The sequence below is a fragment of the Glutamicibacter endophyticus genome, from assembly GCF_048457885.1.
Lineage (GTDB): Bacteria > Actinomycetota > Actinomycetes > Actinomycetales > Micrococcaceae > Glutamicibacter > Glutamicibacter endophyticus.
Genome location: NZ_CP174200.1, coordinates 2035068 through 2055006 on the forward strand (window position 1 = coordinate 2035068; position 19939 = coordinate 2055006).

Genomic DNA, 19939 nt, shown 5'->3' on the forward strand with positions numbered 1-19939 from the left:
CACCCGCATCTGATCACGCTAGCGACAAGACAACTGACGCATCTGCACACCTACGTGCGACATTCGAACCGAGGCCTAGCAAGTAGGGGTATCGCCAGGCGGAATGATCAGGGAACTTCGGGCGTCGCCGAAACGTTGCCCACAACCCTTGTCGTTTCCCCACGGACCTCCGATTAACCAGCGCACCGCTACTAGCGCACAGGGGCACCTCTCTTAGCGATCGCGCTGATTTGTGCGAGCTAGAGCTAACTTCACGGCACCCCGGACGAGCCTCGGACGCTCCACTACTCGCAGACCCGACCTATCGAGGATTCCCACCATATCGACGTGGCCGCTGGAGCCGGGTAGCCCAATTGCCGAAACGAGCGTAAGACCACGCGAGACTGTCGAGTGAGCCCGGCCTGCGCCTCCTCCTAAGTGACCAGTTGCCCAAGCCTCGTACAACTTCTTCGCTTACTAACAGGAATAAGTTTATTTTTTGCTCATTTAGGAGCGTCACCCTATCGATCAAGTATGAATAAGCACACATTCTCGCTCGCTCAATATTCATCACGACCAACCATTAAACCTCCCAAGTAAAGGGAGAATGAAAAATAAAGTTACCAGTGAGTAAGATATGCTTAATGAGAATCATAATTAAATGCATTAAAACTTTAAAGAATCCGCCAGCGATGGGGTGACATTTCTTGTGCCGCAAACCCGCCCGCAGGCGCTTCACGCCGGCGTTAGGGGCGCGCATCACCCAAGCATCCTAGGGGTCAATTCTCGCGTAGACCACAGGTTATGCGCCTCTTATCGGCTCGTTATGGGATATACTAAACGATCTATACTTAAGCGAAAGGGGCGTGACCGAGTGACGATCGCTGCGCGTATGAATCGACATACGTGGTCGATGGAGCGCCTCAGCGTAAGCCTTATTTTTATGAGCGCGGGAATAGCGTTCGCCTCATGGGCGGGTCGTCTTTCAATCATCCATTCGGTCTTTGATTTTTCTGGCACTGATTTAGGTGCCTTTTTGGCCTGCATGACGGTTGGAACTATGGTCGGAATTTCCTTCACGCCGCGACTTTTAGGCCGCTTTGGTCCACGACCTCTACTCTTACTGCTCCCTCTCGGGCTAGCGTCATTGCTGGTCATGCTGGGCATCAGCCTGATCGACTCGAGGTCTGCTCCTTGGGCGTTCCTGATCATCGGCCTTAATGGGGTGCTCTTCGGCATGCTGGACATCGTGATGAACATTTGCGGTGGCCAGGTCGAACGTCAGGCCGGTCGAAGCCTCATGCCTTCGTTCCATGGCTTCTTCAGTCTGGGATCAGTCATCGGCGCAGCAAGCGCTGGCCTCACCATGCACTTTAGAATCTGGTCGATCTGGCATTTCACCATCGTCGCCATCGTTCTGACCGTCATCGCGCTCTACGCATCGAGTGGATTTCCTCGTCAGGCTCCGTCAGCATCCTTGCGTCCAGCAACACCCACCAGCACCGGTCAAACCAACACAAAATCTCAGATTGGAACAACAATTCTCATTCTGGGCTTGATGGTGGCCGGACTCAGCTTTGCCGAAGGGGCCGCTAATGACTGGTTGGCCGTTGCTTCCGTCGAAGGACACGGCTTTACCCATTCCAAAGGTGCCCTAGTTTTCGCAGCCTTTACGGCCGCGATGACGATTGGCCGATTTGCCGGTGGACACGTCGTGGACCGCCTTGGCGCAAAGAGAACCTTGCTCATTATGGGTGCCATCGGACTACTCGGCATCGTGCTCTTTGTCCGCGGTGAATCCGTGATTACTATTGCCGCCGGTGCCATCCTCTGGGGACTTGGCAGTTCCCTAGGGTTTCCTGTCGGGATGTCGATCGCCACTGCAAAGGCACCAACCCATGGTCCGAAGATCGTTACTTCGGTCAGCATGTTCGGCTACGGTGCAATGCTGAGCGGGCCACCACTTATCGGTTTCGTCTCCGATTACACGGGCCTGCCCCAAGCCCTGTGGCTAGCAGCGGCAGTCATGTGCCTGTCTGTGCTCCTCACGCCCCTAGCGGCGCGAAACCACAGATAGTTCGAAAACCTAAACCGGCAAAGTAATGCGCCCCTTGATGTTGCGCATGACAATGGTGCTGTTGAGTTTCTCCACCGCAGGTAGCGACACCAAGACCTCGTCATAGAGCTGCTGATAATGCGCTAGGTCGTTGGCATAAACACGTAGCAGGAAATCCGGTTCCCCAAAAAGCCGCAGCGCTTCGACGATACGTTCGTTTGCTTCCACCGCCGCTTCGAATTCGCGCAGCTGGGCTCGATCGCGCAGCGTAACGAACACCAGGGCCTCAAAGCCCAGACCGATTGCTTGCGGGTCGACCACCGCTTGGTAGCCACTAATGACTCCGCTGCGTTCAAGTTCTCGCATGCGCCGATGGCAGGCAGCTACCGACAAACCTACGTCACCGGCCAACGCCGTGGCGCTTACCCGTCCATCACGCTGGAGCCTCGCCAAGATTGCACTATCAAGATCATCCATGTGTTCACTCTAGCTTGCAAAAAATTCTCGCGTAAACCAAGATTTTACGGTTTTTATTGCACATATCTCGGAATATGCGCCGATTTTCGACAGCACATTTCGCGCCTTTCGCACTAGCGTTGAGCTCAGAACCTCAACCAAGAAAGGCCTCGCGACGTGGAGATTGCCAATTTGACCGCCTTCATGCTGATTTCATTGACGCTAGCCTGCACGCCGGGCGCCGATTGGGCCTACATCATCTCCAGCGCACTCAAAAATACGTCGTTCGCGCCCGCCGTTTGGGGGTTGCTTTCCGGATACCTGATCCACACCGCTTTGATCGTCTGTGGGCTGGCCGCCATAGTGGCCAGTAACCCTCAGGTATTGTCATGGCTAACGCTGCTTGGAGCTGGATACCTTCTGTGGCTCGGCATCTCCACGGCGCGCTCCTGGCGTTCTGCGCGATTCTTGGCCACCGAACCTGCAGCAGGAATGGCCGGCGACCTGCCAGAGACAGTTGCCGAATCCAGCATCGGAGGCGCCGTTGCAACCGCGGTCGAAGCACGCCGCACGGTAAGCGGCAAGGTGCAAGCTCGGCACCAGTTCACCAAGGGGCTGCTCACCAGTGCCACCAATCCCAAGGCCTTACTCCTCTATCTGGCGCTAATCCCTCAGTTCATCTCCCCGCAGGCACCCTGGTCACTTGAGATTCAGACCGGCGTTCTGGGTCTCGTTCATTTCGGGATTTCCATCGGCGTATACTTCACAATTGCTTACGCCGCGCGACTTTTACTCGGCTCTCGTCCGGCCGCCGCGCGCATCGTTACCTTGGTCTCCGGGCTGATCATGATTGCTTTGGGCGTCGCACTATTGGCGGAAAAGTTTTTCGTTCTGTGACGGTGACTTGAACACCGATCAACAGCATTGAACGGTGATCAAGTATGCTGTTCTATAGCGCGCTACACCGAGCATCAATGTTCCAATCTGCAGCACCTGGCGCGTTAGGAAGCGAAAGACGCCATGCAGCTACCCCAGATCCACATAGAGAATGTGCGAGTCCAGCGTGACGAGCGAGTCATCCTCGAGGACATCAACCTGACCTTGGATGAACAACGGATCGGCATCATTGGAAGCAACGGAGCCGGCAAAAGCACTCTCTCGCGACTCCTCAACGGCCTCGTATTGCCCACTTCCGGGCGCGTGCTGATCGATGACCGCGATACCGCGCGGGAAGCCAAACAAGTCAGGCGCGATGTCGGTTTCGTCTTCCAGAACCCAGCGAATCAGATCATCATGCCCATCGTGCTCGACGATATTTGCTTCGGCCTGAAGAACCTGCAAATACCACGCGCCCAGCGCAAGCCACTGGCGTTACTCACCCTCGACAGGCTTGGACTAGGCCACCTAGCCGAGCGTGAAAGCCACACCCTTTCCGGTGGTGAGCAGCAAATGATCGCGCTGGCCGCGGTGCTGGCAATGAACCCGAAAACTATCGTTTTCGATGAACCTACGACGATGCTGGACTTGCGGAATCGAAATGCGTTCCGCCAGGAAATCGCAAAACTCGACCAGCAAACGATCGTGGTCACACACGATTTGGAACTACTCGCGGATTTCGACCGTGTCTTGGTGGTCACCGACGGGCGTATCGCTTTTGATGGGGCTCCACAACCGGCCGTCGATCATTATCGCCAGTGGAGCCACGTATGATCAGCGCACCTCGCGAATCCCTGCTCACCGCACTACCGGCCGGATTCAAGTTCGCTGCTTTATTGATCATCAGTATTGCGCTCTACCTCATCGCGAGCTTGCCTGTCCTCGGAGCCGCGGTATTTATCTCACTGGGACTGCTCGTTATGGCCCGGCCTCGGTGGAAACTGATACGCCTTCCATTGATCACGCTGGCACTCATTCTGAGTGTTGTTTTCGCAACCCTTGCCTGGCAAAGCGGTTGGCAGCTGGCGGCCATTTCCGTTATGCGGTTGGTGTCCATGTGCTTGATCGCGTACGCCGTCACCCTCTCGACAACCTTCGACGAGATGCTGACGGTTTTCCAAACGGTAAGCAGTCCGCTCAGGTACCTCGGGGCCAACCCCGAACAAATTGCGCTGACCCTTTCCATGACCTTGCGGTTCGTGCCCGAGCTTCACCGGGTATATCGCGAAGTTCGTGAAGCGCAGTATGCCCGAGGGTTGGCGAACAACCCCTTCGCCATCAGTGTGCCGCTGGTAATTCGTTCACTACGTATGGCTGACGACGTCGCCGAATCACTCGATGCACGAGGATACGACAGCCAAGAATCATCACCCCGTAACCGAAAGTAAAACCATGACGACTTCATCTGTCACCCGCACTTCTTCCACGCAGACCGCCGTATATGTTGCGGTTTTCGCAGCATTGATCGCCGCAATGGGGCTCGTTCCGCCCATCACCATCGGCATCTTGCCCGTTCCTATCACCCTCCAGACTCTGGGCGTAATGCTTGCCGGAGCACTATTGGGCCCGCTTCGTGGCATGCTCGCTTCGCTTGTTGTGGTGGTACTGGTTATCGCCGGTTTACCGCTGCTAGCTGGCGGACGCGGCGGGCTACCTGTAGTGCTCGGTCCCACCGGAGGCTATTTCCTTTCGTGGGTACTGGCCTCACTCGTTATCGGAGCGCTCTATAAGTACTGGGTGCTCAAGTTCGAAGGCACCGTCGCTCGCTTTGTCGCCGGCCTGACCTCGACCTTGCTTGGCGGAATCGTATTGATCTACGCATTCGGTATCCCGTGGACCTCAGTGGTTACCGGACTCCCCCTAGGCACCAGCGCCCTCGGTTCGCTGACCTTCGTGCCAGGCGATGTCGTCAAGGCCGTCGTCACGACCCTTGTCGCGCTCACGGTACACCGTAGCTACAAGGGCTTGATGCGTTAGCAGCTATGCTCGACCCCATCCACAAGTTGTATCGCCGGGCGACCGATACGCCACATCGCCAGGCTGTGAACGTGCCACACCGGGCGCCACTAACCTTTGCGCAGTTTTACGCGCAGATCGTGGCTCAGTCGGAGTCGCTCACATCAGTGCTCGACAAGCGGCAAGACGCCATTGCGCGTATTGCGTTGCTCTGCCATGACCCCTTGGCGATGCTCACGAGCTTCTACGCGATACAACACGTCGGGGCCAGTGCCGTAATCCTCGACCCGGCCAGGCCACAGGCCCGGATCACCGAGGTGCTCGGCGAGGTACCCGTGGTGGCGGTGCTCACGGATGCGGAGCGGAACGTGTTTCCCGAAGCGTTACCGGTTCACCGAGCCTTCACGGCACCGGCACCGGCCGAGGAATCTGATGAGCTTCCGGCTCCCGCCTCGGTGGATGACGCCGCGGAGCTCATGGTGATATTTACTTCCGGCAGCACGTCGATGCCCAAACCCATCGCGCGCTCTAGAAGCAGTTGGGCTTTGTCGCTACCTCTGGGTTTCGACGTACTCGGCGCCAGCGAATCCGCGCGGAGCCTGATTCCAGGACCGTTGGCCCACGGTTTGAGTCTCTACGCCGCAGTCGAAGCACTTTCGGCTGGCGGTAGCGTTTGGCTCAGTGGCGGATGGAAACGGGACTGCATCCGTACGTGGCTCAACAGCGCCGAATGCAACCGGATAGTGGCAGTGCCAAGCGCTTACCAGAAGCTCCTCGACACCGATGGTCCCGGCCTCTTGGCAGCGATCGAAACCATCGTTTCCGGCGGTGAGGCGCTAGGGGCCACGCTGATCAGTCGGCTAGCGAGCCTGCCGAACCTCAAACAGCTGACCGAGTACTACGGAACCAGCGAGCACGGGTTCATTGCCTACCATCACCACGACACGGCCAGCACGGCTCCTTCCGTAGAACGCACGGGATTCGCTGGCCGGCTCTTTCCAGGCGTGCAGGCGCGAGTCAGCTTCCCCGCTACCGTTTACGGCCCGGGCGACTTGCTCGTCCGGAGCCCACTAACCGCCACCGGTTATCTAGGCCAGAGCGCTCGGCAGTGGCTCGAAACAGATGGCTGGATCGGAGTCGGTGATCATGGCTACCTTGACGGTCAGTCCTTGTACCTGCAGGGACGAGGCGGCGATATGATCCAGTGGCACGGGAACAACATCTACCCGACCGAAGTTGAACACGAGCTCTGCATGATCCTTGGAACCACCGACTGCCGAGTCGTTGACCTGCATGCGGCGGGACAACGACGACTCGTTGCCTTCGTTGAAGCCGGCTCCCTCCCGGACGTTCCACTCGATGCCCTCGAACAGCTGCGCCAGAGGCTACCAAAATACAAAATTCCGCACCTGATCTCAGCTGTAGCACGCTGGCCACGCACCAGTAGTGGAAAGATCCAGCGTGCGGCCCTGCCGGACACCTTCGACCTCGAAAGAACCGTGGAGCTGAGAAAATGACCGCGCTGATCGTTGCCGCCAAGCGCACCCCGGTGGTGCGCGCCGGAAAACAATATGCACATCTTGGGGCCGAACAACTCTCCGCTCTGGTGATTGATGCACTGCTCGATCAGTTGCCTGCCCCCGTACCGGTCGAACATGTTTTCTGGGGCAACGCGGCTGGACCCGGTGGAAATATTGCACGGGTTAGCGCCCTGGCCTCGCGCCTTGGCACGTCCGTGCCCGCGACGTCAATGGACGCGCAATGCGCCAGTTCCCTCGAGGCTATCGCGGCGGGTTGTCGCCTGGTAGCCACCGGTGAGGCCCGCGCCGTGATTGCTGGCGGCGTGGAATCGGTAAGCACCGCGCCCTGGCGAATGACCAAACCGGCAACGCCGATGGAACAGCCAGTGGTTTATTCGCGGGCGCGTTTCACCCCTCGCCCGATGCCAGATCCGGATATGGGAGTTGCTGCGGAAAATATCGCTCATCGCTACGGAATTACCCGTGAGGCTCAGGACGAGTTCGCCTTGCGTAGCCACCAGCGTGCGGTCGGTAGCGCCGCTTCCGGACGCTTCGATAACGAGCTCGTTCCCGTTGCGGGTGTCGGCGGCATTGTTGAACGGGACAGTTGTCCGCGGCCGCAGTTGACGCTGCAGAAGCTCGCGGCACTGCGTCCGGCATTTGTACCCGACGGCACGGTGACGGCCGGCAACGCCTGCCCCATCAATGATGGGGCCGCCGGAGTGCTGATCTTGCACGAGGAACTGGCACACAGCCTGAAGCTGACGCGTGCTTTGGAGTACGTCGCCGCCGGACATGGCGCCTGCGACCCAGAACTCTTGGGCATGGCGGCGGTACCGGCGATGCAGAAATTACGCTCCCTACTTGGCGTAGCGCAGGACTGGAGCCCGCGCTTACTCGAATTCAACGAGGCTTTTGCCGCGCAGGTCCTTGCCTGTTTCTCCGAGCTCGGGCTGGATCCGCTAGCCGCCAACCGCGATGGCGGGGCGCTGGCATTAGGCCACCCCTACGGCGCGAGCGGCGCTATTCTCGCCACGCGGCTGTGGGCCCAAGCCGCTCAGGCCAACGAGGGTGACATGGCGGTGGCGCTTATGGCCGGCGCCGGTGGAACCGGCACTGCGTTAGGCCTGCGGGTGCGTGAATTTAAAGGTTAAACCCTAGCGCTCGCATCTGATCGCGCCCGTCGTCGGTGATCCGCTCCGGACCCCATGGCGGCATCCACACCCAATTGACGTGGTAGGTACGGACGAGGTCGCGAAGCACCGAAGCCACCTGCTCTTCGATAATCTCGGTGAGCGGGCAGGCGGCCGTGGTCAGTGTCATATCGATCTGCAGAATCGAGTCGTCACCGTATTTCAGACCGTAAATCAGCCCTAGATCCACAATATTGACCCCTAGTTCGGGGTCGATCACGTCTTTGAGGGCTTCTTCGACTTCATCCACCGGGGTGGTGAGGGTCTGAGTCTGAATCTCGGTCATGGGCCGCAACTCCCTATCGCATGAGGTAAACCTAATGCTATTAACTTACACGAGATGCGCGATATCTCCGCATGCGGTTGCAGCGGATGTCGTTCACGGTTAATGCGCAAGGGGCTGACGAGAAACGATTTCGTCTCTCGTCAGCCCCTTGAGCCGGTGCTTCCTAGATGTTGAACCCGAGGGCTCGCATCTGATCGCGTCCGTCGTCGGTGATCCGTTCCGGACCCCACGGCGGCATCCACACCCAGTTCAGTCGGTGCTCATCGACAATGTTCTCCAGCGACTTGGCTACCTGCTCCTCGATAATATCGGTGAGCGGGCAGGCCGCGGTCGTTAGGGTCATGTCGAGTAGCAGAACCCCGTCCTCGCTGTACTTCAATCCGTACAGCAGACCTAGGTCCACGATGTTCACGCCCAGCTCAGGGTCGATCACATCCTTTAGTGCCTCTTCCACGTCCTCCAGCGGAGTCGTGACGGCACCCTTGCCCTGATCGGTCGATTCGCTCATGATCGCTACTTTACTAGGCGTTGGCGTTCACGTAACGGTCGTAACCCTCTTCTTCCAAGCGGTCGGCCAGTTCCGGGCCGCCCTGCTCGGCCACGCGGCCGTCAACGAACACGTGGACGTAGTCCGGCTTGATGTAGCGCAGAATGCGGGTGTAGTGGGTGATCAGCAAGGTGCCCATCTCGTTCTCGGCCTGGGCGCGGTTCACGCCCTCCGAGACGACCTTCAGCGCGTCAACGTCGAGACCCGAGTCGGTCTCGTCCAGTACGGCGAACTTCGGCTTGAACAGTTCAAGCTGCAGGATCTCCACGCGCTTCTTCTCACCACCGGAGAAGCCTTCGTTGACGTTACGCTGAGCGAAGTCGGCGTCGATCTTCAGCTTGCCCATGGCGTCCTTGACATCCTTGGTCCAGGTACGCAGCTTCGGTGCTTCGCCGTCGATCGCGGTCTTGGCGGTGCGCAGGAAGTTGGTCATGGTCACGCCGGGAACCTCAACCGGGTACTGCATGGCCAGGAACAGGCCAGCCTTGGCGCGCTCATCCACGCTCATTTCCAGCACATCTTCGCCGTCCAGGGTGATCGAACCCGAGGTGACGTTGTAGCGCGGGTGGCCAGCAATGGTCGAAGCCAAGGTGGACTTACCCGAGCCGTTCGGGCCCATGATGGCGTGGGTTTCGTTGGTGTTGATCACCAGCGAAACGCCCTTGAGGATTTCCTTCTCGCCCTGCTCGGTTTCGATCGAGACGTGCAGGTCCTTGATTTCCAGAGTAGACATACGTCGTTTCCGTTTCTCTTCTAAAAACTATGCAAATCGGCGCGAACTAGTTGTTCGTCGCGGCCAATTCTTCTTCGATGGTCTCGGTCAGGCGCTCTTGCAGCTCGTCGTCGCCGATCTGCTGCACGATCTCATTGAGGAATCCGCGCACTACCAGGCGGCGTGCGGTCTTCTCATCGATACCGCGGGCCATCAGGTAGAACAGGTGCTCGTCGTCGAAGCGTCCGGTGGTCGAGGCGTGTCCGGCACCATCGATCAGGCCGGTCTCGATCTCCAGGTTCGGCACCGAGTCGGCGCGGGCGCCGTCGGTGAGAACCAGGTTACGGTTGGCCTCGTAGGAGTCGGTGCCCACGGCGGCGGCGCGGATCAGCACGTCGCCCACCCATACGGTGTGCGCGTCCTTGCCCTGCAGCGCGCCCTTGTACAGCACGTTCGACTTGCAGTTTGGCACTGCGTGGTCGACGAACAGGCGGTGCTCCAGGTGCTGACCGGCATCTGCGAAGTACAGGCCGTACAGTTCGATTTCTGCACGCTCGCCGGTGAAGCGAGCCGACGGGGCCAGGCGCACCAGGTCGCCACCGAAGGTGACGGCAATGTGCTTAAAGGCAGCGTCCTTGGCCACGGAGGCCTGCTGGGAGGATGCGTGTACCGCATCGTCTTCCCAAGCCTGCAGGGACACGACGGTCAGCTTGGCGCCTTCACGCACGTCGAACTCGACGTTCTGGGCCAGCACGGCGGAGCCGACGTGGTCCAGAATCAGCAGGGCTTCGGAGTTCTCCTCGGCCACAACGACGATGTGCTGGGCGGCTGCGTCCTTGGACTCACCGGTGATGCGCAGGCGCACGTGGCCGGCGTCCTGACCCTTGGGCAGGGTTAGAACGCTAGCGTCCGCTGCGTACTTCCAGGCGTTGGCCGAGACGCGGTCCTCCGGCTTGAGCGCGACACCACGTAGCTTGTCGTCGGCTGCCACGGTGGACAGCTGCGCGACCTCGGAGCCGAGCAGCTCAACCTTCGGGGCTGCGCCGGTCAGCTCGGCGGTGTGCAGTGCACCCATGCGCTTGAGCGGAGTGAAGCGCCAGTCTTCTTCGCGACCGGTCAGCGGGGCGAAGTCCTCAACGTTGTAGCTGGTCAGACGACCGGCACGCGAGGAGTCCACAACGCCGACGCCGCCACCGTGGCTGTGACCCTTGGTGGAGTCACCGCCCAACAGGGAGCTGGCGTTGTCGTTCAGCGGCGAGAGGTTTTCGCCTTCTTCGGTGAAACCCGGGATGGACGGGGCGCCGATACGCGCCTTCTCTTCCGGGAGGTGAGTAGTGGTCTCCGACATTCTTAGCCGACCGATCCTTCCATCTGAAGTTCAATGAGGCGGTTCAGTTCCAGTGCGTACTCCATCGGCAGCTCACGTGCGATCGGCTCAACGAAGCCACGCACGATCATCGCCATTGCCTCGTCCTCGGCCAGGCCGCGGCTCATCAGGTAGAACAGCTGCTCTTCGGAAACACGCGAAACGGTTGCCTCGTGGCCCATGGTCACGTCATCCTCGCGGACGTCGATGTATGGGTAGGTGTCCGAACGCGAGATCTGGTCGACCAGCAACGCGTCACAGACAACCGAGTTCTTGGTGCCCTTGGCGCCTTCGCGCACCTGGACCAGACCGCGGTAGGCCGAACGGCCGCCGTTACGGGCCACCGACTTGGCGACAATCGCGCTGGAGGTGTTCGGTGCGATGTGGACCATCTTCGAACCGGTGTCCTGGTGCTGACCCTCGCCGGCAAAGGCGATGGACAGGGTCTCGCCCTTGGCGTGCTCGCCCACCAGGTAAACGGCCGGGTACTTCATGGTGACCTTGGAACCGATGTTGCCATCGACCCATTCCATGGTGGCGCCCTCTTCACAGATGGCACGCTTGGTGACCAGGTTGTACACGTTGTTCGACCAGTTCTGGATGGTCGTGTAGCGGACGCGGGCGCCCTTCTTCACGATGATTTCCACAACGGCCGAGTGCAGCGAGTCGGACTGGTAGATCGGCGCGGTGCAACCCTCGATGTAGTGGACGTAGGAGTCCTCATCGGCGATGATCAGGGTGCGCTCGAACTGGCCCATGTTCTCGGTGTTAATACGGAAGTAGGCCTGCAGCGGGATCTCAACGTGAACGCCCTTCGGGACATACACGAAGGAGCCGCCGGACCATACGGCGGTGTTCAGCGCGGCGAACTTGTTGTCACCGGCCGGGATAACCGAGCCGAAGTACTCTTCGAAGATCTCCGGGTGTTCTTTCAAACCGGTATCGGTGTCGAGGAAGATGACGCCCTGAGCTTCGAGGTCTTCACGCAGCTGGTGGTAGACGACCTCGGACTCGTACTGTGCGGCGACGCCGGAAACCAGACGCTGCTTTTCAGCCTCCGGGATGCCCAGCTTGTCGTAGGTGTTCTTAATGTCCTCGGGCAGGTCTTCCCAAGAGGTTGCCTGCTTTTCGGTGGAACGCACGAAGTACTTGATGTTGTCGAAGTCGATACCGGAGAGGTCTGCACCCCAGGTCGGCATCGGCTTGCGGTCAAAGTACTTCAACGCCTTCTGGCGGCGCTGTAGCATCCATTCGGGCTCGGACTTGAGGCTCGAGATGTTTGCCACCACGTCCTTGTCCACGCCACGACGTGCATTTGCACCCGCGACGTCCTTGTCGGCCCACCCGTATTCGTAATTGCCAATCCCGTGGAGCTCAGGGTTCTTCTCCAGGATCTCGGAAATCACGCCCGGGTCTGCAGACTCCTGTGCAATCTGATCCGTCATCGCGGCCTCTCCTGCTTCGTGAACTGAATTCGAGTTCTCTTCTCGGCGCGCTGTGGCGCCTTGTCGCGACCCACCGGAATGTGAGTCGTGCACACATGTCCTCCACCGGCCAGCGTCGACAGCCTACGCACATCGACGCCTAGCAAGCGGGCAAACATTTCTGTTTCCATATCGCAGAAAACAGGAAACTCGCGTGCAAGGTCTTGTATGGGGCAGTGCCCCTGGCACAGCTGAACGCTGCGCATCAGGTAATTCGAAACTTGCGAATCGACCTTCCTGGTGTAACCAACAAAGCCGTCGGCGCTGAGCAGGTCGGCAAGCACTTCGGCTCGTCGCTCCAGCCCTTCTACGCCCTCGAGCTTTTTGGCGTATCGGTTTTCCATTGCCTGGAAGCGCTGGCGGGCAAAGGCGCGAATCGCGTCTTCTCCCGCGGTCTCTCCCAGTGCCTTGAGTGCCTGAGTGGCAATATCCAAATAGTCGTTGCCAAGCTTGGTCTGCCCGCGGTGCGACAACACGTACCGGCGAGAGGGTCGACCCGCACCGGTCTTCTGGTTGGCCACGAGCTTGACCTCCACGAGGCCGGCCTTCGACAGTGCGTCGAGGTGACGACGTACTGCTGCCGGAGTGAACCCAAGCTTGTTGCCCAGCTCAGCGGCGCTGACCGGGCCATCTTCAAGGACCGCATAGAGCACCCGGTCGCGGGTGCGCTCTTCTGTATCCCCTACCGCACCCACGCCGGCGCCGTTCACGGTGCCAACTGCGTCTGAATTAGATGAATACACAACACAATCATGCGCATTTTTAACTCTGCGGTCTAGTAAGGAAGGACTTACTAAGCCGAAGGTCACATTTACCGAAATCACGCGGGAATTCGACGTGATTGACGGCTCACTCTCAAATCTTCGACATGCCGTAGAATGTTGTGGTGTCTTCAGTAGTCCCCAGCCTCGTTATCACCGAGTTATGCAAAGACCTCGGGCCGGTTCCGGCACTGAACAACCGCATGTTGCGCGTGCTTGAATCCGTCTCCCTCAAGGCCTACCCGGGCCAGGTCACGACCTTGCTCGGCTCGAATGGTGCCGGTAAATCCACCACGCTCGCCTGCGCGCAAGGCCTACTGCGCCCCGAAGGCGGCAGCGTCGAACTTCTCGGCCAAGATCCTTTCGGAGACCATCCCGCACTGCGTTCGCGCGTCGGTGTGATGCTGCAGGACGGTGGACTCCCGCCCTCAATGCGTCCGGTGCCACTGTTACGTCACGTGGCCTCGCTGTATCAGCGCACCTATGACATTGACGCACTGATCGAGCGCCTAGAGCTCAATTCCTTTGGCAGCCGCACGATCCGCCGGCTCTCCGGTGGCCAAAAACAACGCGTGGCCCTGGCCATCGCGCTAGCTGGCGACCCGGACGTGCTCTTCCTCGACGAGCCGAGCGCCGGCTTGGACCCGCAGTCTCGACAGGTCGTCTTTGATCTGATTGCCGAGCTGCGCGACGCGGGCAAGGCAATTATCCTCACCACGCATTTGATGGACGATGCACAACGGCTGAGCGACTATGTCTACATCATCGACAAGGGCCGCACCGTTGCCGCGGGAACCGTCGCCGAACTGACCAGTTTAGCTACCAGTGAGCACGAATCGCGGCCAGTACTCTTTGGCGCGGCACCCGGACTCGTGTTGCCCACCGCACCGGCAGGTCTAAGCCTTCAGGAAACCTCGGCGGGCGAATACCGGCTCAACGGGGTCAGCGCACCTGAGCACCTGCTATGGCTGAGCCAGTGGCTCACCGAATCTGGCATCATGCCCAGCCACCTAAGCCTTCAGGCCCGTAGCTTGGAAGACGTCTTCATGGAGTTTGCCCACAAGGAGGAAACGGCATGAGCCAAAGCACCCTGACATCCAATGCCGTGGGGCCGGTCAAGCGCATCCTCATTCAGGGCAAGTACGAGACCAAGGTGATGTTGAGCAACGGCGAACAGCTCGTGCTGGCCGTGGTTTTGCCGGTGATCGCGCTGTTCGCCCTGACCGTCACGAACCTGCTCGACGGGGTCGCCGACCGTGCCGTGGATGCCGCCGTACCAGGCGTTCTGGCGCTCTGCGTGATTTCCACGGCCTTCACCGGACAGGGCATTGGGACCGGCTTCGATCGTCGATACGGAGTCCTGCGCATGTTCTCCACGACCCCGCTGGGGCGCGCTGGGCTGATCTTCGGAAAAATCCTGGCGGTGCTGGCCGTCTTGGTCATCCAAGTGGTGCTCATTAGCGTCGTCGGGGTACTCCTGGGCTGGCATCCGAACCTCGTGGGCATCGTTCCGGCCGCCGTGCAGCTACTGCTCGGTGCCGGCTGCTTCACCTCATTGGGCCTGCTGATCGCTGGCACCGTTCGCCCGGAAGCCACCTTGGCCATCACCAACTTGGCCTGGGTCTTGTTGGCCGGAGCCGGTGGCGTGCTGTTCCCGCTCTCCATGGCCCCGGAGTGGATCCAGCCCACGCTCAACGCGCTGCCCTCGGCGGCATTGGGCGATAGCCTCCGTCAGTCCTTGATTGACGGCGGATTCTCACTCGCTGGCATGATCATCCTCATCATCTGGACCGCGGTCTCGGCCGTTGCCGCAACTCGCCTGTTCAAATGGAACTAACCACCACACCGCAAAAAGGAAACTCACCATGTCTGCAGAGCTAGCCCGGCCAAGCTGGGCCGATAAGCTCCCCACGCGGGTCACCAAAACCGTCTACGGTCTGGCCATTGCCTCGCTGGTCTCCCAGGTCGGCATCATCGTCAGCGGCGGTGCGGTGCGTCTGACCAAGTCCGGTCTCGGCTGCTCGCAGTGGCCAAACTGCATGCCCGGCACCATGACCCCGGTACCGGAAATGGGCATCCATGGACTCATCGAGTTCGGCAACCGCCTGCTGACCTTCGTGCTTCTGGCCATCGCCATTGCCTTCTTGGTCTCAATTTGGCGAATGCGCGCTACCCACCGCACCCTGTTCGTGTTGGGCTGGGTGCTGCTGCTTGGCATCCCCTTCCAGGGCGTCATTGGTGGCATTACGGTATGGAGCAGACTGAACCCCTGGGTAGTGTCCCTTCACTTCCTGTTGTCCATGACTCTGGTGATGCTGGCCATGCTGCTGGTCAACCGCACCGCACGCGAATACAAACAGCTCGGTGCCCCGGTCCAAGACCGCACGATCCAGCAAGTCGCGTGGGTGGCCTGGTTCGCCGCCATACTGGCGATCATTTTTGGCACCATCGTGACCGGAACCGGCCCACACGCCGGCGATGCCACGGCACCGCGCCACATGTTTGATCCCCTGCTGGTCACCCGGATGCACACCGCACCGGTCTACCTGCTGGTTCTGGCTACGGTGATTCTGCTGGTCCTCGCGGCCAAACGACAGGCTGGAGCGCAGTTCACCCGCGCCCTCTATTGGCTCGTGGCGATCATTCTGGTACAGGCGGCTATCGGTTACATTCAGCACTTCATTGGCTTGCCGATCGGCCTGGTAATTCTGCACATGCTCGGCAGCGGCCTGCTGGGAATTGCCGCCACCAATGTCTGGGACAAGGCCGTGCTGTTGCCCAAGAGCACGAGTGTCGAGAACTAACTCCATCCCCATTTCGCGCACGTGGCCCGTTACGGAAAACTCCGTAACGGGCCACTTTTGTACCAGAAGTCTCCGCACTCGGGTTGCACTAACTCCCCATACCGTTTGGGAACCACCCACCGCTTGATTGCCATCCCCAGGCCTTGAGTGGTTTATGACTCAAGAGGAGATCAGCCGGATAGCCGGACACCGCGGCAGTGTAGCCAAACGGCCCAGAGGTCACATTCGGCGTTGTACCGCGCGACCGCGGACGGGCACCGTAGAGAAGACCGGGTGGCCGTGGTGGCGCCCATGGGTGCCCCGTGCGAGTGGGGGGCAGCACTCGGGCGGGGCAGACGGCCACGTGGCACCGTAACCACCTGCGCTCGGGCCGCTGAAGGAACCACTCGGATATAGCAAAACGCCCCCGGACGAGCCGGGGGCGTTTGCGAGGTTCTTTAGCCGAACAGCGGGCTACCGACGAAGGGGTCGATGGCCAGTGCCAGGAAGACGATCGAGAGGTAGGTGATGGAAATGTGGAAGACCTTCATGGCCTTGCGGTTCACATCGGCGGGCTTGTGATCACGCTGGGCCTCGCGGTACAGCACATGCGATTCGTAGACGAACCACAATCCGGCCGCGCCGGCCACCACGGTGTACACGATGCCGGCATAGCCCATTGGCAGCAACAGCATGGAGCAGACGAAGGTGGCCCATGCGTAGAGCACGACCTGCACCGAGACGCGACGAGCGTTGGCGATGGCACCGAGCATTGGCACGCTGGCGGCGTTGTAGTCGTCGGCGTACTTCATGGACAGCGGCCAATAGTGCGGCGGAGTCCACAGGAAGATCACGAGGAACAGGATGATCGCTGGCCACTCGATGGTGTTGCGCACCGCGGCCCAGGCGATCAGCACCGGCATACATCCGGCAATGCCACCCCAGACGATGTTCTGCGCGGTACGGCGCTTGAGGATCATCGTGTACAGCACCACGTAGAGCAAGATCGCCGCAAGGCCCAAGGCGGTAGTTAATACGTTGGTTCCGACGTACAACACCACGAGTGAGGCAATTGCGAGCGTCCAGGAGAACACCAAGGCTTCCCGCGGGGTCAGGTCACCGGTAACCAGCGGGCGACCCTTGGTTCGCTTCATCAGCTTGTCCATATCGCGATCGATATAGCAGTTGAAGGCACCCGAGGCTCCGGCCGCCATGGCGCCACCGACGATGGTGCAGAACGTCAGCCAGAATGGAGGGAAGGCGCCCTGAGCGAAGATCATGGTCGGCAGGGTGCTGACCAGCAGCAACTCGATGACTCGCGGTTTGGTGAGGGCGAGGTAGGCCCCCGCCTTGCGCTTGACGAACTCCCCGCGGCTCTCGCCGGGCTGGCGCGAGGAGCGTGGAGTCGATGAGCCGGCGACGCTAAGAGTCTTCAATTAAACGCACTCAGTTTCTACACGGGTACAAGACAGACAGTTCAATACTACAGCGCGTAGAACTTTTTGCACACTTACACCTCGGTAAAATCCGATAGCTTACCCGTGAGATCCGTCAACTTTCAAGCACCGCTCAAACGATGGACGTCAGCGGCGTGACTTTGCCAAAAAAGCCTGTGTCATCTTGCGTTATGCCCCTGTTTTGCCATGGTTTGCACGCTAGAGTGGGATATGAACGCGCCGTCGCTTCCCGGATAATGTTGGTGTTGAGCCTCCAAAAATCTCGGAATCGGCGGCGTACTGCGTGTATGCGGGGTACATCGCCCGCCAAAGCCAAATGGAAGGAACGCCACCATGGCGACAGAATCCTCAGTCAAAGAGTTCTCCCTAACCGAGTTGGACCGCAAGGCCATCGACACCGCGCGCGTGCTGGCCGCCGACGCGGTTGAGAAGGTTGGTAACGGCCATCCCGGTACCGCCATTAGCTTGGCGCCCGCCGCATACCTGGTGTTCCAGCAGCACCTGCGCCACGACCCGAAGGATCCGCAGTGGATCGGTCGCGACCGTTTCGTGCTCTCCCCCGGTCACACCTCGCTGACCCTGTACCTGCAGCTGTTCCTCTCCGGCTACGGTCTGGAACTTGAGGACCTCGAAGCCCTGCGCACCTGGGGCGCCAAGACCCCGGGCCACCCGGAGTACGGTCACACCGACGGCGTTGAAATCACCACCGGTCCGCTGGGTCAGGGCCTAGCCTCCGCGGTGGGCTTCGCCTACGCCCAGCGCCGCATGCGCGGTCTGCTCGATGCCGATGCTCCGGCCGGCACCAGCCCCTTCGACCACACCGTCTGGGTTATCGCCTCCGACGGCGACCTGCAGGAAGGCGTGACCTCCGAGGCCTCCTCGCTGGCCGGTCACCAGGAACTGGGCAACCTCGTCGTGATTTACGACGACAACAAGATCTCCATCGAAGACGACACCGACATTGCGTTCACCGAGGACGTTCTGGCCCGCTACGAGGCCTACGGCTGGCACACCCAGCGGGTGGACTGGACCGAGTCCGGCGAGTACGTCGAAGATGTTCAGGCCCTCGATGCCGCCCTGCGTGCGGCCAAGGCCGAAACCAACCGCCCGTCGATCATTTCGCTGCGCACCATTATCGGTTGGCCTTCGCCGACCAAGCAGAACACCGGCGGCATCCATGGCTCCAAGCTCGGCGGCGACGAAGTCGCAGCCCTGAAGAGCAGCTTGGGCTTCGACCCGGAGGCCAACTTCGCGGTGGATCCAGAAGTTCTCGCGCACGCACGCAAGGTTATCGACCGCGGCGCCGCTGCTCACGAGGCCTGGAACGCAGACTTCGCCAGCTGGCAGCAGGCTAACCCGGAGGGTGCAGCCCTGCTGGCCCGTCTCGAAGCCGGCGAACTGCCGAAGAACTGGACCGACTCGCTCCCAGAGTTCGAAGCCGGCACCTCCATGGCCACCCGCGCCGCCTCCGGCAAGGTCATCAACGCCATCGCCGACGTGCTCCCAGAGCTCTGGGGCGGCTCGGCCGACCTGGCAGGTTCGAATAACACCACCATCGAATCGGCCAAGTCCTTCGCCCCGGCCTCGCGGAGCACCTCGAAGTGGAACGCCGACCCATACGGCCGCGTGCTGCACTTCGGTATCCGCGAGCACGCCGCCGCGTCGATCACCAACGGCATCGTGCTCTCCAGCCCGACCCGCGCCTATAACGGCACCTTCCTGATCTTCTCGGACTACCAGCGCCCGGCGATCCGTCTGGCCGCGCTGATGGGTGTCCCCTCGATCTTCGTGTGGACGCACGACTCCATCGGTCTGGGTGAAGACGGCCCGACCCACCAGCCGGTCGAGCAGCTGGCAAGCCTGCGCGCCATCCCGAACCTCGACGTGGTGCGCCCGGCCGACGCCAACGAGGTCTCCTACGCCTGGCAGGGCATCCTGGAGCTGACCAACACCCCGGCCGGCATTGTGCTCTCGCGCCAGAACCTGCCGGTCTACGACCGCACCGCGCCGGGCTTCAAGCCAGCCTCCGGCACGCTGAAGGGTGGCTACATCTTGGCCGAGGCCGTCCGTGACGGCGCCGAGGTCACCCCGGATGTCATCATCATCGCCACCGGCTCCGAGGTGGAGCTGGCCGTCGAAGCACGCGAAGCACTGGCCGCCGATGGCATCGCCGCCCGCGTGGTGTCGCTGCCCAGCCTCGAATGGTTCAACAAGCAGGACGCCGCCTACCGCGAGTCGGTGCTGCCGGCCGCCATCACCGCCCGTGTCTCCGTGGAGGCCGGCGTGGCTCAGGGCTGGCGCGAACTGGTCGGCGATGCCGGCGCAATCATCTCGCTGGATCACTTCGGTGCCTCGGCGGACTACCAGAAGCTGTACAGCGAATTCGGTTTGACCACCGAAGCCGTGGTCGCTGCCGCCAAGAACGTCGCTAAGTAAAGGAACAAATA

General features: G+C 60.5%; 19 protein-coding genes. 11 read left to right on the plus strand and 8 right to left on the minus strand.

The window, feature by feature from the left end; genetic code table 11:
- Nucleotides 1–853: 853 nt before the first annotated feature.
- Nucleotides 854–2056, plus strand: a complete 1203-nt coding sequence (locus ACJD00_RS09510) for an MFS transporter (RefSeq protein ID WP_418906809.1) — start codon at nt 854–856, stop codon at nt 2054–2056.
- Between the two features lie 9 nt (nt 2057–2065).
- Here the strand turns inward: ACJD00_RS09510 and ACJD00_RS09515 are convergent, their stop codons facing one another.
- Complete coding sequence (locus ACJD00_RS09515) at nt 2066–2512, minus strand: Lrp/AsnC family transcriptional regulator (RefSeq protein ID WP_418906810.1); 447 nt, start codon at nt 2510–2512, stop codon at nt 2066–2068.
- Nucleotides 2513–2668: 156 nt separating this feature from the next.
- On the opposite strand from ACJD00_RS09515, the gene ACJD00_RS09520 reads away from it, so the two are divergent.
- The 6 genes from ACJD00_RS09520 to ACJD00_RS09545 all read left to right on the plus strand — a co-directional run bounded on the left by ACJD00_RS09520 (nt 2669) and on the right by ACJD00_RS09545 (nt 8057).
- Entirely contained in the window at nt 2669–3388 is a 720-nt protein-coding gene (locus ACJD00_RS09520) for a LysE family translocator (RefSeq protein ID WP_418906811.1), read from the plus strand.
- Nucleotides 3389–3511: 123 nt separating this feature from the next.
- Nucleotides 3512–4201 (plus strand): energy-coupling factor ABC transporter ATP-binding protein, encoded by a 690-nt coding sequence (locus tag ACJD00_RS09525; RefSeq protein WP_418906812.1) that lies wholly within the window; start codon nt 3512–3514, stop codon nt 4199–4201.
- A complete protein-coding gene (locus ACJD00_RS09530) occupies nt 4198–4815 on the plus strand; it encodes an energy-coupling factor transporter transmembrane component T family protein (protein ID WP_418906813.1) in 618 nt (205 codons plus the stop codon). The genes ACJD00_RS09525 and ACJD00_RS09530 overlap by 4 nt, the downstream gene beginning before the upstream one ends.
- A 4-nt stretch (nt 4816–4819) precedes the next feature.
- Nucleotides 4820–5404 carry a biotin transporter BioY gene (locus tag ACJD00_RS09535; protein WP_309406808.1) on the plus strand — a complete coding sequence of 195 codons (585 nt, stop codon included), beginning with the start codon at nt 4820–4822 and terminating at the stop codon, nt 5402–5404.
- Nucleotides 5405–5475: 71 nt separating this feature from the next.
- On the plus strand, nt 5476–6900 hold the full coding sequence (locus tag ACJD00_RS09540; RefSeq protein ID WP_418906814.1) for an AMP-binding protein: 1425 nt from the start codon (nt 5476–5478) through the stop codon (nt 6898–6900).
- On the plus strand, nt 6897–8057 hold the full coding sequence (locus tag ACJD00_RS09545; RefSeq protein WP_418906815.1) for a thiolase family protein: 1161 nt from the start codon (nt 6897–6899) through the stop codon (nt 8055–8057). Before ACJD00_RS09540 ends, ACJD00_RS09545 begins: the two co-directional genes overlap by 4 nt.
- Here ACJD00_RS09545 and ACJD00_RS09550 read toward each other — a convergent pair.
- The 6 genes from ACJD00_RS09550 to ACJD00_RS09575 form a co-directional block, all read right to left on the minus strand.
- Complete coding sequence (locus ACJD00_RS09550) at nt 8047–8382, minus strand: metal-sulfur cluster assembly factor (protein ID WP_309406803.1); 336 nt, start codon at nt 8380–8382, stop codon at nt 8047–8049. The genes ACJD00_RS09545 and ACJD00_RS09550 overlap by 11 nt on opposite strands.
- A 163-nt stretch (nt 8383–8545) precedes the next feature.
- Nucleotides 8546–8890, minus strand: a complete 345-nt coding sequence (locus ACJD00_RS09555; RefSeq protein WP_309406802.1) for a metal-sulfur cluster assembly factor — start codon at nt 8888–8890, stop codon at nt 8546–8548.
- Between the two features lie 13 nt (nt 8891–8903).
- Nucleotides 8904–9662 (minus strand): Fe-S cluster assembly ATPase SufC, encoded by a 759-nt coding sequence (gene sufC / locus ACJD00_RS09560; RefSeq protein ID WP_418906816.1) that lies wholly within the window; start codon nt 9660–9662, stop codon nt 8904–8906.
- A 46-nt stretch (nt 9663–9708) separates the two neighbouring features.
- Nucleotides 9709–10989 (minus strand): Fe-S cluster assembly protein SufD, encoded by a 1281-nt coding sequence (gene sufD / locus ACJD00_RS09565; protein ID WP_418906817.1) that lies wholly within the window; start codon nt 10987–10989, stop codon nt 9709–9711.
- A 2-nt stretch (nt 10990–10991) separates the two neighbouring features.
- Entirely contained in the window at nt 10992–12452 is a 1461-nt protein-coding gene (sufB, locus tag ACJD00_RS09570; protein ID WP_418906818.1) for a Fe-S cluster assembly protein SufB, read from the minus strand.
- Nucleotides 12449–13234 carry a helix-turn-helix transcriptional regulator gene (locus ACJD00_RS09575; protein ID WP_418906819.1) on the minus strand — a complete coding sequence of 262 codons (786 nt, stop codon included), beginning with the start codon at nt 13232–13234 and terminating at the stop codon, nt 12449–12451. Before ACJD00_RS09575 ends, sufB begins: the two co-directional genes overlap by 4 nt.
- A 143-nt stretch (nt 13235–13377) precedes the next feature.
- On the opposite strand from ACJD00_RS09575, the gene ACJD00_RS09580 reads away from it, so the two are divergent.
- From ACJD00_RS09580 to ACJD00_RS09590, 3 genes are read left to right on the plus strand one after another with little or no spacing between them, the layout of a single operon-like run.
- Nucleotides 13378–14331: an ABC transporter ATP-binding protein gene (locus ACJD00_RS09580; protein ID WP_418906820.1), complete on the plus strand. Its 954-nt coding sequence runs from the start codon at nt 13378–13380 to the stop codon at nt 14329–14331.
- Nucleotides 14328–15089: an ABC transporter permease gene (locus tag ACJD00_RS09585; RefSeq protein ID WP_418906821.1), complete on the plus strand. Its 762-nt coding sequence runs from the start codon at nt 14328–14330 to the stop codon at nt 15087–15089. Before ACJD00_RS09580 ends, ACJD00_RS09585 begins: the two co-directional genes overlap by 4 nt.
- Nucleotides 15090–15117: 28 nt before the next feature.
- Nucleotides 15118–16056: a COX15/CtaA family protein gene (locus ACJD00_RS09590; RefSeq protein WP_418906822.1), complete on the plus strand. Its 939-nt coding sequence runs from the start codon at nt 15118–15120 to the stop codon at nt 16054–16056.
- Between the two features lie 437 nt (nt 16057–16493).
- Here ACJD00_RS09590 and ACJD00_RS09595 read toward each other — a convergent pair whose 3' ends face one another.
- On the minus strand, nt 16494–17471 hold the full coding sequence (locus ACJD00_RS09595) for a heme o synthase (protein WP_418906823.1): 978 nt from the start codon (nt 17469–17471) through the stop codon (nt 16494–16496).
- Nucleotides 17472–17825: 354 nt separating this feature from the next.
- Here ACJD00_RS09595 and tkt point away from each other — a divergent pair, with 354 nt between their 5' ends.
- Nucleotides 17826–19928 carry a transketolase gene (tkt, locus tag ACJD00_RS09600; RefSeq protein WP_418906824.1) on the plus strand — a complete coding sequence of 701 codons (2103 nt, stop codon included), beginning with the start codon at nt 17826–17828 and terminating at the stop codon, nt 19926–19928.
- The last annotated feature ends 11 nt before the right edge of the window (nt 19929–19939 follow it).